The sequence below is a fragment of the Cryobacterium sp. MP_M3 genome, from assembly GCF_015752155.1.
In the GTDB taxonomy this organism is placed as follows: Bacteria; Actinomycetota; Actinomycetes; order Actinomycetales; family Microbacteriaceae; genus Cryobacterium.
Genome location: NZ_JADOVI010000003.1, coordinates 69,888 through 82,360, shown reverse-complemented (window position 1 = coordinate 82,360; position 12,473 = coordinate 69,888). Strand labels below are relative to the sequence as shown.

Here is a 12,473-nt window from a genome sequence, read left to right as displayed (position 1 = left end):
CGGATGCCCTGTTCCCCGCCGATTCCGGCGGTGTTCGAGCCTCGCGTGCGGCCTCCGGCTCAGCCCAGGCGGGGGACCGCGGCGAGCAGGGCCTGCGTGTACGGATGCCGTGGCGCCCCGAAAACCTGCTCCGTGTCCCCGGTCTCCACGATCGTGCCGTCCAGCATCACCGCGACCTGGTCGCGGGCATGCCGGATCACCCCGAGGTCGTGGGAGATGAGGAGCAGGCTGAGTCCCCGCTCGCGCTGGAGTTCGTCGAGGAGATCGAGTACCTGGGCCTGCACCGTCACGTCGAGGGACGACACCGGCTCGTCGCAGACCAGGATCTGCGGCTCCGAGGCCAGCGCCCGCGCAATGCCGACCCGCTGGCGCTGGCCGCCGGAGAGCGACAGCGGGCGCCGGCTGAGGAGCGTCGCCGGAAGCGACACCTGGTCGAGCAGCTCGAGCACCCTGGCCCGGTCGCGGGCGGCGTTGCCGGGCGCCGCGCCCGGGCGAGCGGTGTGGCGCGCGCCCCGCACGGCGTCGCGCAGCACCGCGTCGACGCTCAGCCGAGGGTCGAAGGAACTGAGGGCATCCTGGTAGATCGCGCCGAGCTCCGGGCGCAGGCGCCGCCGCTGCCGCTCGGTGGCGGCGCTGAACGGGCGGCCGAGCACCCGCACCTCACCCGCATCCGGCCGGCTGAGTGCCAGCAGCAGGCGCGCCGTCGTGGTCTTGCCCGAACCGGACTCGCCGACCAGGCCGAGGGTGGTGCCGCGGAGGAGCCGGAAGGAGACCCCGTCCACCGCCCGCTGCTCGCTGCCGTCCGGCCGCCGGAAGGTCTTGACGAGTCCTGACGCCTCCAGCACGACCTCGCCCGGAGCCGGGGCGGGGGCCGGGGCATCCGCCCGGTCGCCGGGGGAGGCCAGGCGGGTGCCGCGCGGCTTGTCGATCGGAATGGCGGCGATCATCCGCCGGGTCTGCTCCTGCCGCGGCGAGGCGAGCAGGCGCGCAGCCGGCCCCTGTTCCACGATCTGACCGGCGCTCATCACGGCGATCCGGTCGGCGATCCGGCTCACCACGGCGAGGTCGTGACTGATCAGCAGGATGGCCGTCCCGTGGCGCTTGAGGCTCTCCAGGAGGTCGAGGATCTGCGCCTGCACCGTCACGTCGAGGGCGGTGGTCGGCTCGTCGATCAGTAGCAGGGGAGGGTCGAGAGCGATCGCGGCGGCGATCAGGGCGCGCTGGCGCTGCCCGCCGGACAGTTCGCCCGCACGCTGCCTCACCCGGGTGCGGCCGTCGGGCAGCCCCACCCGCTCGAGCACCTCCTCCACCCTGGCCCGCCGCGCCGCGCGGTCGAGGGTGGTGTGCAGCCGGAGCGAATCGGCGATCTCGCGGCCGATCGGCCGCAACGGGTCGAGGGAGACGAGCGCGTCCTGCAGCACCAGGCCGACGTCCCGGCCGCGCCGCCGCCGCCACTGCGCGTCGGTGAGGCCGAGCACGTCGTCGCCGTTGATCTCCAGCTCAGTGGCTTGCAGCCAGGCGTCGTTGCCGGCCAGGCCGATCAGGCTCCGGGCGGTGACGCTTTTGCCGGAGCCGGACTCGCCGACCAGGGCCAGGCACTCGCCGGGGGCGATGTCGAAGGAGACCCCGGCGACGACCGGGTCCGTCCCCGGCTGCGCGCCGAACCCCACCGCGAGGTCCCGCACGCGGAGCAGGGAGACGAGCGGCGGGGTCACCGCCGCACGGCGGGCGGCGGGACCGGTGCCCTGGCTCATGCGTGCCTCAATCGTCGTTCGAGGGCGCGGCCCAGGCTCGTCGCGGTGACCGCGGTGAGCACGATGAACAGCCCGGGGAAGAAGGCCATCCACCAGGCCGACGTGATGTAGGTGCGCCCGGCCGAGAGCATGGCACCCCATTCGGCGGCGGGCGGGGCCGCGCCGAGCCCGAGGTAGCTCAGGGCCGACGCCCAGACCACGGCCTGTCCGATGCCGAGGGTGCCCAGCACGAACAGCGGCGCCAGGGTGTTCGGCAGGATGTGCCGCAGCAGGATCTGCCAGCGGCCGCGGCCGAGCACGGTGGCCGCCTCCACGAACGCCGACGACCGCACCGAGATCAGCTGGGCCCGGATGATGCGGGCATAGCCGGGCGCCGTCGCCAGCCCCACCGCCACGGTCGCCGTCTGTGCTCCGGGCCCGAAGACCAGGATGACGAGCAGGGCCAGCAGCAGGCCGGGGAACGCGAACAGCACCTCGAGGAACCGATTGACGGTGAAGTCGACGACCCGGCCGAGCATCCCGGCCATGGTTCCGAGCACGATCCCGAGGCCGAGGCCGATCGCTGTGGCCAGGATGCCGATCATCAGGGAGCCTCCGGTGCCGTGGCTGACCCGGGTGAAGATGTCCCGGCCGGACTCGTCGGTGCCGAACCAGTGCGCGAGATTCGGCGGCTGGAAGGCCGACAACGGGTCGATCGCGAGCGGGTCGCCGGGCGCGAGAACGGAGGGCGCGACCGCGGCCACGAGGAGGAACAGCGCGCACGCGGCGGCGAGGGCCTCGGCGACACCGAGCCGGCGTCGGCGCGGCTCCCGCGCCCGCGCCTGGCGGCCGAGGTCGGCCTGGACCTCGAGGTCGCTCATCGCCGGCGCAATCGCGGGTCGGCGATCCACTGGGCCAGGTCGGTGACGACGGTCATCAGGATGTATCCGACGGCGACGATCATCACCACCCCGATCACCACGGGCACGTCGCGCACGGTGACCGCGTTGAGCATGGTGCGGCCCAGGCCGGGCCGGGCGAAGATGGTCTCCACCACGACGGCGCCGCTGATCAGGGAGCCGAAGGCCCAGCCGGAGAGACTGATCGCCGGCAGAGACGCGTGCCGGAGGGCATGGATCCAGCGCACACCACGATCGCCCTCGCCGCGGGCCCTCGCCGAGAGCACGAACGGTGACTCGAGGGCGGTGAGCAGGGACTCGCGCATGACCTGGCCGAGGAACCCGGCCAGGGGGATGGCGAGGGTGAGCACCGGCAGTACGAGGCCGGCCGGGCCGGGGGTGCTGATCGGCGGCAACCAGCCCAGCCAGACGCTGAACAGCACGATCAGCGCGGTGGCCAGCCAGAAGTGGGGCAGCGCCGCCGCGACGATCTCCAGTCCGGAGCCGAGATACCAGGCGAAACGCCCGCCGCGGGTCGACCAGGTGGCGAGCACGAGCGCGAACAGCCAGGCGACGACGAGCGCGAGCGCCGCCAGCAGCAGGGTCCCGCCGAGCTGGCCGACCAGCAGCGGGGCGACATCCTGCCTGAGCGCGTAGGACCGGCCGAGGTCTCCGGTCGCCAGCCGGCCCAACTGGGCCAGGTACTGGACGACGACGGGCTGGTCGAGACCGTAGCGGGCGCGCACCGCGGCCAGTGCCTCCGGTGACGTCTGCGAGCCCGGACCGCCCAGGATGGCCTCGGCCGGGTCGCCGGGGATCAGCCTGATGGCGAAGAAGGTGATCGTGGCCACGGCCCAGAGCACGAACACCGCCCCGGCCAGGCGGGCGGCGAGGATGCCGGGCAGCGTGCGGCGGAGAGCGACCCGCGAGCGTGCCCGAACCGGCCGGGCGGAGCGCGGTGCCCCGTCCGGCCGCAGCGAACCCGCCGCCGCGTCGGTCACTCGGCGGGGAGCCAGGCGTCGTAGAACGTGGGAGTCGACACGGTCGGCATCGCGCGGGCCCCGGAGACGCGGGAGCTCAGCAGGTAGTGGTTCTGCTGGTCGTAGAGCGGCAGGATGTAGAAGCCCTCCAGAACCTTGTTCTGAACGTCCGTGTAGAGGGCGGCGCGCTTGCCGGCATCCGTCACGGTGGCGGCCTCGGCGAGCAGCGCGTCCACCTCGGGGTCGTTCACCTGCGCGTGGTTGGCGAAGTAGCCGCTGGGGGCAGGGACGATGCCGGCGGAGTCGAAGAGGATGCGCAGCACGTCAGGACCGACCTTGGTGTACGGGGCGCTGACGGCGTCGTAGCCGTTCTCGCCGAGCGCCGTGTACCAGCTGGAGAGGTCCATCGGGGTGAGCACCACGTCGAAGCCGGTCTTCTTCGCGGTCGCCTGGATCTGCTCGAACAGCGACTGTTCGGCGGGGATGGACTGGTTCGTGCTCACCGGGAACTGCACGGTCAGGCGTGCGCCGTCCTTCACCCGGTAGCCGGCCGAGTCGCGGGCCGTCCAGCCGGCGGAGTCGAGCAGCTTGCCCGCAGCCTTGGCGTCGTAGCCGAAGAGGTCAGGCCGCTGGAGGGCGGTGGCCTCCACGCTGGAGAGGGCCGAGTACGACCGTTTGGCGGTGCCCTGGAAGAGGCTGCTGACGGCATCGTCGACGTTGGCCGAGCGGATGAAGGCCTCCCGCACGAGCGCGTCGTTGAACGGCGGCCGGGACGAGTTCAGTTCGATCCGGTTCGAGGCGCCGGGCCGGGGCGCGTCGAGGTGGGTGATCGTGTCGCCCTTCTCCGCCTGCACGATCGTGTCGGGCTGGGCGTTGTCGATCACGTCGACGTCACCGGCCTGCAGGGCCGCGAACCGCGACGCCGAGTCGGGGATGAACCGCCAGATGATCATGGCCAGGTAGGCCGGGCCGGTGTGGTCGGCGTCGGCGGGCGGCGACGTGTAGCCGGCGTTGCGCACGAGCACGACCGAGTCCTGCTTCTCCCAGCTCTCCACCGTGAACGGGCCGGTGCCGACCGGGGCCGCGCAGTTCTCGTCCATGCCCCGGGCCAGGCCCGTCGGGGACTCGATCGCCAGCCACGGCTGGGTCAGCGATTCGAGGAGGGCGCTGTCCGGTTCGCTCAGGGTGAATCTCACCACGTTCGCCGAGACGGCCTCGGTGCTCGCGACCTTCGCCAGCGCCAGATAGCCGGTCGAGGAACCGGTCTTCGGGTCTTGCAGGTGCGCCACGTTGGCCTGCACGGCGGCCGCGTCGAGCGGGGTCCCATCCGTGAACGTCACGCCGTCGGTGAGGGTGAACTCCCAGACGAGCCCGTCGGGGCTCTCCGTCCAGGACTTCGCCAGCCACGGGATGATCTGGCCGTTGGAGTCCCGGGAGACCAGCGACTCCAGGAACTGCGTGCTGAGCAGGGCCTGCGGGTAGTTGCCGCCGACGTGCGGGTCCAGGCAGGTCGGTTCGGCGTCTCCCGACGCGTAACTGAGCGTGCCGCCCTTCACCGGGGTGCTGCCGGCGTCGGCGCCGGGGGAGGCCGCGCACGAGGTGAGGAGGAGGGCGGCGGCCAGGACGGCCCCGATGACGGCCGGACGGTGTGAATGGACCGAGGAATGCATGAGGTGATCTCTTTCCACGGCAGGGAACGGCCGAGTGTGCTGGTCGGGGAGCGGCCCCGTGGTGGGCCGCCACTGTCCCATCGTAAAACATCCGGTGGCGGCCGGGAATTCCACCCGGCGTATGCGGCAGGCTAGAATTGTCGACGCATGACTATGATCCGGCCATCACCGGTGAGTCTTCGGAAGAACGGCCCTCCGGGGCCTGGTAGAACCGAACGGGTCGGGCCCGTCACAGCCTCTGAACAAGCGGTCGCCCGTTCACCCGGGCGGCAAGCGAGGTGGTACCGCGGCGGATCCCTTTCGGAGTCGGCGTCCTCGTGGAACAGGGCAGGCCTGCCTCACGCAGGACGCAGAAACTGCCCGACTCGTCCAGGAGAAGCATGACGTACCCCCAAGGTCAGCAATCAGGTTCGGCCGACAAGCAGCCCGGCTCGATCGTGCCGTCGCCGAACTTTCCCCAGCTCGAAACCGAGGTGCTCTCGTTCTGGAAGGACGACGCCACCTTCCAGGCGTCGATCGACAACCGGGAGGGCGCGCCGGAGTGGGTCTTCTATGACGGCCCGCCGTTCGCAAACGGCCTGCCGCACTACGGCCACCTCCTGACCGGGTACGCGAAGGACCTGTTCCCGCGTTTCCAGACCATGCGCGGCAAGCAGGTGCACCGCCGGTTCGGCTGGGACACCCACGGGCTTCCGGCCGAGCTCGAGGCCGAGCGGGAACTCGGCATCGTCGACAAGAGTGAGATCGAGAAGATGGGCATCGGCGCCTTCAACGCCGTCGCCCGCAGCTCCGTGCTCAAGTACACCAAGGTGTGGGAGGAGTACGTCACCCGCCAGGCCCGCTGGGTCGACTTCGAGAACGACTACAAGACCCTCGACATCACCTTCATGGAATCCGTGATCTGGGCCTTCAAGCGGCTGCACGACAAGGGCCTCGCCTACGAGGGCTACCGGGTGCTGCCCTACTGCTGGCGCGACCAGACCCCGCTGTCCAACCATGAACTGCGGATGGACGACGACGTCTACAAGATGCGCCAGGACCAGACGGTCACGGTCACCTTCCCGCTCGTCGGGGCGAAGGCGGAGGCGCTCGGCCTCACCGCCGTGCGCGCGCTGGCGTGGACGACGACCCCGTGGACCCTGCCGACCAACCTCGCGCTCGCCGTCGGCCCGCAGATCGTCTACGCCGTCGTGCCGGCCGGCCCGAACGGCACCCCGGATGCCACCGTGCTCCGCGAGGAGTCCGGGCGAACGGATGCCGCGGCCGAGGTGCTCGGCGCCGAGTACCTGATCGCGATCGACCTCGTCGGCAACTACGCCAAGGACCTCGGCTACGAGTCCGCGGCCGACGCGACCGCGGCGATCGCCCGCACCGTGCTCGGCAGCGACCTCGAGGGCGTCTCCTACGACCGGCTCTTCGACTACTACGCGGACACCGCGGTGTGGGGCACCGGGAACGCCTGGACCATCGTCGTGGCGGACTACGTCACCACCGCGGACGGCACCGGCATCGTGCACCAGGCCCCGGCCTACGGTGAAGAGGACCAGCGGATCTGCGAGGCCGCGGGCATCCCGGTGATCATCTCCCTCGACGACGGCGGAAAGTTCCTGCCCGACGTGCCCGAGGTGGCCGGCCTGCTCTGGTCGGACGCGAACAAGCCGCTCACCCAGCTGATCCGCGCCGAGGGGCGCCTGCTCCGCCAGGCCAGCTACGAGCACTCCTACCCGCACTGCTGGCGCTGCCGCAACCCCCTCATCTACAAGGCCGTCTCCAGCTGGTTCGTGCGGGTCACCGACTTCCGGGACCGGATGGAAGTGCTCAACCAGGACATCAACTGGGTCCCGGAGAACGTCAAGGACGGCCAGTTCGGCAAATGGATCGGCAACGCCCGCGACTGGTCGATCAGCCGCAACCGCTACTTCGGCTCGCCGATCCCGGTCTGGAAGAGCGACAACCCCGACTACCCGCGGATCGACGTCTACGGCTCGCTGGACGAGCTCGAGGCCGACTTCGGCGTGCGCCCCACCGACCTGCACCGCCCCTACATCGACGAGCTCACCCGGCCGAACCCCGACGACCCGACCGGCCAGTCCACCATGCGGCGCATCACGGATGTGCTCGACGTCTGGTTCGACTCCGGCTCGATGCCCTTCGCCCAGGTGCACTACCCGTTCGAGAACCGGGATTGGTTCGACAGCCACAACCCGGCCGACTTCATCGTCGAATACATCGGGCAGACCCGCGGCTGGTTCTACATGCTGCACGTGCTCGGGGTCGCCCTGTTCGACCGGCCGGCGTTCAAGAACGTCGTCAGCCACGGCATCGTGCTCGGCAACGACGGGCAGAAGATGTCGAAGTCGCTGCGCAACTACCCCGACGTGAACGAGGTGTTCGACCGGGACGGGTCGGATGCGATGCGCTGGTTCCTGATGAGCTCCTCGGTGTTGCGCGGCGGCAACCTCATCGTCACCGAGGACGGCATCCGTGAGGGTGCCCGCCAGGTGATGCTCCCGCTCTGGAGCACCTGGTACTTCTTCTCCCTCTACGCCAACGCCTCCGGCGAGAACGGCTACGACGCCGGCTGGCGCACCGACTCCACCGACGTGCTCGACCGGTACCTGCTCGCCAAGACCCGCGCGCTGATCACGGACGTCACCGCAGACCTGGAGAACCTGGACAGCACCCTCGCGTCCGCCCGGCTCCGGGACTTCGCCGACGTGCTCACCAACTGGTACGTGCGCCGCTCGCGTGACCGCTTCTGGGCGGGCGCCACGGTCTCGGGAGCCAACGGCGCCGAGGCCTTCGACACCCTCTACACCGTGCTCGAAACGCTCACCCGGGTTGCCGCACCCCTGCTCCCGCTCGTCACCGAGCGCATCTGGCAGGGACTCACCGGCGGCCGCAGCGTGCACCTCGAGGACTGGCCTGACCCTGAACTGTTCCCCGCCGACGACGTGCTCGTCGCGGCCATGGACCAGGTGCGCACCATCAGTTCCACCGTGCTCTCCCTGCGCAAGCAGGCGGGGCTGCGCGTGCGCCTGCCGCTCGCGAACCTCACCGTGGTCACCACGGACACGCCGGCGATGGCCCCGTTCGAGGCCATCCTCCGCGACGAGCTCAACGTCAAGAACGTGTCCCTCGTGGAGCTCGCGGCCGACAGCGCCACCGCCTACGGCGTCACCTCCCGGCTCAACGTCAACGCCCGGGCGGCCGGCCCCCGGCTCGGCAAGCAGGTGCAACAGGTGATCAAGGCCGCCCGCGCCGGCGACTGGAGCGAAACCGACGGCATCGTCACCGCCGGCGGGATCGAACTGGCCCCGGGAGAGTACGAGCTGGTGCTGCAGACCGGCGGCCAGCCCGCCGACGCGGGCCAGGGCACCGGGACCGGCGACACGACCGCGCTCGCCCTGCTGCAGGGCGGCGGATTCGTGCTGCTTGACACGACGACGACGGCCGAACTCGAGGCAGAGGGATTCGCCCGGGACCTGATCCGTGCGGTGCAGGACACCCGCAAGTCCGCCGGATTCGAGGTGAGCGACCGCATCCGTCTCGACGTGGTCTTCTTCGACGACGCGGATGCGGCCACGTTCGCCCTCGCCGCCGGCGTCGACGTGCCCGCCGAGACCCTGACCACCCGATTCGCCACCCACCGGGCGAGCGATGCCGACGCCGAGCTGCTGGCCGCGACCCTGCCGTCGGAGTGGCTCAGCGATCTGGTCGGCGCCCCGGTCGAACACTACGTGCGCTTCGAAGCGGGGCAGTACGCCAACCTGGGTGCCGTGCTCGTCGCCGTCGCCAGAGAGAACGGACTCGTCCATGTCTAAGTCCAGCCCCACAGAAGGCGACGCCGCGCGGGAGGCCGGCGACGCCGTGTACGCGGCCCTGCTCGCCCGCGTCGGCGAAGGATCGCCGCGGCCCCGCCTCGAACCGACCAGGCGCGCCCTCGAACTGCTCGGCGACCCGCAGACCGTGTACCCGATCATCCACATCACCGGCACCAACGGCAAGACCAGCACCAGCCGGATCGCCGAGAGCCTCCTCCGCGCCTACGGCCTGCGCACCGGACTGCTGATCAGCCCGCACCTCGTGCGGCTCAACGAGCGCATCGTGATCGACGGTGAGTCGATCGAGGACGAGGCCCTCGCCGCGAACTGGGACGACATCGCCCCCTACCTGCGGATGGTCGACGACGAGCTCACCGCCGCCGGCGACGAACCGCTCACCTTCTTCGAGGCGCTCACCGTTCTCGCGTTCGCCTGCTTCGCCGACGCCCCCGTCGACGTGGCCGTGATCGAGGTAGGCATGGGCGGCGAGTGGGACTCCACGAACGCCGCCGACGGGCAGGTCGCCGTGATCACGCCGATCGCCCTCGACCACACGAGGCGCCTCGGCGACACCATCGCGGAGATCGCCCGCACCAAGTCCGGGATCATCAAGCCCGCGGCATCCGTCGTCACGGCGAAGCAGGGCGAGCCGGCGCAGGCCGAACTCGAACGCGCGGTCGAACTGACCGAATCGACCCTGGCCAGCGAGGGCGAGGACTTCGCCCTGCTCGCCAGCCAGGTCGCCGTCGGCGGGCAGCTCATCTCGGTGCGCGGCCTGGCCGGCACCTATTCCGACCTGTTCCTGCCGCTTTACGGCACGCACCAGGCCCAGAACGCGGCCGTCGCGATCGCCGCCGTCGAATCGTTCCTCGGCGCCGGCAGCCAGGAACTCGCCTACGACCTCGTCGAGGAGGGGCTCGCCTCCGCAACCTCGCCCGGCCGGCTGCAGCTGGTCGGCACCGACCCGACCATGCTGGTGGATGCCGCGCACAACCCGCACGGCGCGGCCGCCCTCGCCGCGGCGCTGGATGCCTACTTCGACTTCGACGAGATCGTCGCCGTCGTCGGCATCCTGGCCGACAAGGACGCGGCGGGGATCATCGCGGCGCTCGAGCCCGTCGTCACCCGCTTCCACGTCACCGCGTCGCACTCGGAGCGGGCCATCCCCGTCGACGACCTCGCCGACCTGGTGGCGCGCACGGCCGGGGACGACACCACCATCCGCTTCGACGACCTCGCCCAGGCGCTCGAATCCGCGAGGGACTGGGCCGAGGAATCCCCGCGGCGCGCCGTCATCGTCACCGGGTCGATCACCCTCGTCGGTGAGGCGATCGCCCTGGCCGACGCCCGGGAATGGCTGAAGAAGTGACCCGACGCTCGGTGAAACGGTCGCTGGCCTCGATCGTGCTGGGCTTCGAGATCATCGTCGTCTTCCTCGCCGCGCTGGTCATCTTCGGCCTCGGCGCGCTCCCGGCCTGGCTCGCGCTCGGCGGGGGAGCGGTGCTGTGCCTGGCGATGGTCGCGGTGATCGGCCTGCTCGGCCGCGACTGGTCGTACTACGCCGGCTGGGCGATCCAGGCCATCGTCCTCGCGACCGGTTTCCTCAACCCCACGATGTTTTTCGTTGGCGCAATGTTCGCTGCCATGTGGACGTACTGCATGGTCGTCGGCACCAGATTAGACAACCAGAAGGAGAGCTCATGAGCACCCAGATCGAAGAAACCCTTGTATTGGTCAAGCCGGATGGCGTCGCCCGCAACCTGTCCGGCGAGATCCTGCGCCGGATCGAGGCGAAGGGCTACTCCCTCGTCGACGTGAAGCTGGTCGAGCCCGAGCGGTCGCTGCTCGTCCAGCACTACGCAGAGCACGAGGGCAAGCCGTTCTTCGAACCGCTCGTCGAATTCATGGAAAGCGGCGCCATCCTCGCCCTCCGGATCGCCGGCGAACGCGTGATCGAGGGCTTCCGCGCCCTCGCCGGGACGACCGACCCGACCACCGCGGCACCCGGCACCATCCGCGGCGACCTCGGCCGTGACTGGGGCGGAAAGGTGCAGCAGAACCTCGTGCACGGCTCCGACTCGCCCGAGTCCGCCGCCCGCGAGCTGGCCCTCTGGTTCGACTGACCGCTCTTTCGATTGACCGCGGAGCTACTCCAGGCTCTTCCGCCGGGCCTCGATCTCGGCTTCGAGGGTCCGGATCCTGGCCGCCTCCGCGTGGAACTCGATCTCCCGTTCGAGGTCGGCCAGCTCGTCCTCTGTGGAGCGGCTCGAACCACCGCTGTACTTCCCGCGTGAGGGTTCTCCCGGTCGGGGTTCGCCCGGCCGGGAGGGTCGTGCCTGGCTCCGGCGGGGGTCGCCGAACGTGCCCCGATCGATCGGAGCCGCGTACTCCCGCCCGACGGCGAACCAGAGGATGCTGCCGATCACCGGAAGCAGGATGACGATCATGATCCACACCAGCTTCGGCAGATGCTGAACCTGGCCGTCCTGCCTGGTGATGATGTCGATGAGCGCACCGAGCAGCAGCAGGAAGAACACCGCGGAGATCAGCATGTACATGGGCGACAGTCTAGTGACCCGGACGCGGTGATCGGGGGTCGATTTTGCGCGTTGATCAGGGGTCGAATTGAGTCCGTCTCACCACGACGCAAGGCAGGCCGGGAGGTTCGAGGCAGGTCAGAGCCGGTGCAGGAAGTCCATCTGCACCTGGGCGATGGCCGCGGCGACGAGATAGCAGCCGATCGTGATCACGACTATCCAGGAATAGGCGCCGGAGGCGAGGCGACGCACAGCGGCAGGGGCTGGCAGGTTTCCCTCCGTGAGGTTGTGCAGCGTGACCGCGAGGAAGACCGGAATGGTCACGACCCAGGTCACCATGCACCACGGGCAGAGCACGTCGAGCACGAAGAAGCTCTGGCCCATCAGCCAGACCACCAGGGCGATCGCGCCGGTGACTCCCACGTTGAGACCGATCCAGAACCAGCGGGCGAACCGGGCTCCGGCGAGGATGCCGGCCCCGATCGTGATCACGACGGTCCAGCCGATCAGGCCGATCAGCGGGTTCGGGAAGCCGAAGATCGCGCCCTGCCACGAGCCCAGGTTGGTGCTGCAGCCCACGAGCACACTGAAGTTGCAGGAGAGCTGGGCCTGGGGGTCCTCGAGGATGTGGATCTTGTCGAGGGTGAGTAGGAAGGCCGCGGTCAGGGCGATCAAACCGCCGATGATGAGGAAGATTGCGAGCCCGACGGGGCGCTTGGACGTCTCGGGCTGGGGCACCCTCGGATTATGCCATGCGCCTCGCGCGTCTTCCTGAGAATGCATGCGATAATCGAAGAAGTCGCTTGAGCCGCGCTCAAGCCGATGCCAGA

10 protein-coding genes are annotated in these 12,473 nt (G+C 70.2%); 4 read left to right on the top strand and 6 right to left on the bottom strand.

Annotated features, from left to right (window positions below; genetic code table 11):
- Positions 1-59: 59 nt before the first annotated feature.
- The 4 genes from IWX89_RS04975 to IWX89_RS04960 all read right to left on the bottom strand — a co-directional run bounded on the left by IWX89_RS04975 (position 60) and on the right by IWX89_RS04960 (position 5,282).
- Positions 60-1,754, bottom strand: coding sequence for an ABC transporter ATP-binding protein (locus IWX89_RS04975; RefSeq protein ID WP_196902470.1), 1,695 nt, complete (start codon positions 1,752-1,754; stop codon positions 60-62).
- Entirely contained in the window at positions 1,751-2,614 is an 864-nt protein-coding gene (locus tag IWX89_RS04970; protein ID WP_196902469.1) for an ABC transporter permease, read from the bottom strand. The genes IWX89_RS04975 and IWX89_RS04970 overlap by 4 nt, the downstream gene beginning before the upstream one ends.
- Positions 2,611-3,537, bottom strand: coding sequence for an ABC transporter permease (locus IWX89_RS04965; RefSeq protein ID WP_196902657.1), 927 nt, complete (start codon positions 3,535-3,537; stop codon positions 2,611-2,613). The genes IWX89_RS04970 and IWX89_RS04965 overlap by 4 nt, the downstream gene beginning before the upstream one ends.
- Before the next feature lie 92 nt (positions 3,538-3,629).
- On the bottom strand, positions 3,630-5,282 hold the full coding sequence (locus tag IWX89_RS04960; protein WP_196902468.1) for an ABC transporter substrate-binding protein: 1,653 nt from the start codon (positions 5,280-5,282) through the stop codon (positions 3,630-3,632).
- A gap of 380 nt (positions 5,283-5,662) precedes the next feature.
- Between IWX89_RS04960 and ileS the strand changes: the two genes are divergently transcribed.
- Genes ileS through ndk form a run of 4 tightly spaced genes read left to right on the top strand, consistent with a single transcriptional unit; the run spans position 5,663 to position 11,229 of the window.
- A complete protein-coding gene (gene ileS, locus IWX89_RS04955; protein ID WP_196902467.1) occupies positions 5,663-9,106 on the top strand; it encodes an isoleucine--tRNA ligase in 3,444 nt (1,147 codons plus the stop codon).
- Positions 9,099-10,475, top strand: coding sequence for a folylpolyglutamate synthase/dihydrofolate synthase family protein (locus IWX89_RS04950; RefSeq protein ID WP_196902466.1), 1,377 nt, complete (start codon positions 9,099-9,101; stop codon positions 10,473-10,475). The genes ileS and IWX89_RS04950 overlap by 8 nt, the downstream gene beginning before the upstream one ends.
- On the top strand, positions 10,472-10,810 hold the full coding sequence (locus IWX89_RS04945) for a DUF4233 domain-containing protein (RefSeq protein WP_196902465.1): 339 nt from the start codon (positions 10,472-10,474) through the stop codon (positions 10,808-10,810). The genes IWX89_RS04950 and IWX89_RS04945 overlap by 4 nt, the downstream gene beginning before the upstream one ends.
- The gene (ndk, locus tag IWX89_RS04940; RefSeq protein ID WP_134507492.1) at positions 10,807-11,229 is read left to right on the top strand and encodes a nucleoside-diphosphate kinase; all 423 of its coding nucleotides are present in this window, start codon (positions 10,807-10,809) and stop codon (positions 11,227-11,229) included. The genes IWX89_RS04945 and ndk overlap by 4 nt, the downstream gene beginning before the upstream one ends.
- A 24-nt stretch (positions 11,230-11,253) precedes the next feature.
- Here ndk and IWX89_RS04935 read toward each other — a convergent pair whose 3' ends face one another.
- Positions 11,254-11,664: a PLD nuclease N-terminal domain-containing protein gene (locus IWX89_RS04935; RefSeq protein WP_231382917.1), complete on the bottom strand. Its 411-nt coding sequence runs from the start codon at positions 11,662-11,664 to the stop codon at positions 11,254-11,256.
- 117 nt (positions 11,665-11,781) lie between these two features.
- On the bottom strand, positions 11,782-12,381 hold the full coding sequence (locus IWX89_RS04930; RefSeq protein WP_307836427.1) for a vitamin K epoxide reductase family protein: 600 nt from the start codon (positions 12,379-12,381) through the stop codon (positions 11,782-11,784).
- Between the last annotated feature and the right edge of the window lie 92 nt (positions 12,382-12,473).

Bases quoted from the DNA above. Each gene is read 5' to 3' on its own strand.
- ileS (WP_196902467.1), top strand. From the start codon at position 5,663: ATGACGTACCCCCAAGGTCAGCAATCAGGTTCGGCCGACAAGCAGCCC.
- IWX89_RS04970 (WP_196902469.1), bottom strand. From the start codon at position 2,614: ATGAGCGACCTCGAGGTCCAGGCCGACCTCGGCCGCCAGGCGCGGGCG.
- IWX89_RS04950 (WP_196902466.1), top strand. From the start codon at position 9,099: ATGTCTAAGTCCAGCCCCACAGAAGGCGACGCCGCGCGGGAGGCCGGC.
- ndk (WP_134507492.1), top strand. From the start codon at position 10,807: ATGAGCACCCAGATCGAAGAAACCCTTGTATTGGTCAAGCCGGATGGC.
- IWX89_RS04960 (WP_196902468.1), bottom strand. From the start codon at position 5,282: ATGCATTCCTCGGTCCATTCACACCGTCCGGCCGTCATCGGGGCCGTC.
- IWX89_RS04935 (WP_231382917.1), bottom strand. From the start codon at position 11,664: ATGTACATGCTGATCTCCGCGGTGTTCTTCCTGCTGCTGCTCGGTGCG.
- IWX89_RS04975 (WP_196902470.1), bottom strand. From the start codon at position 1,754: ATGAGCCAGGGCACCGGTCCCGCCGCCCGCCGTGCGGCGGTGACCCCG.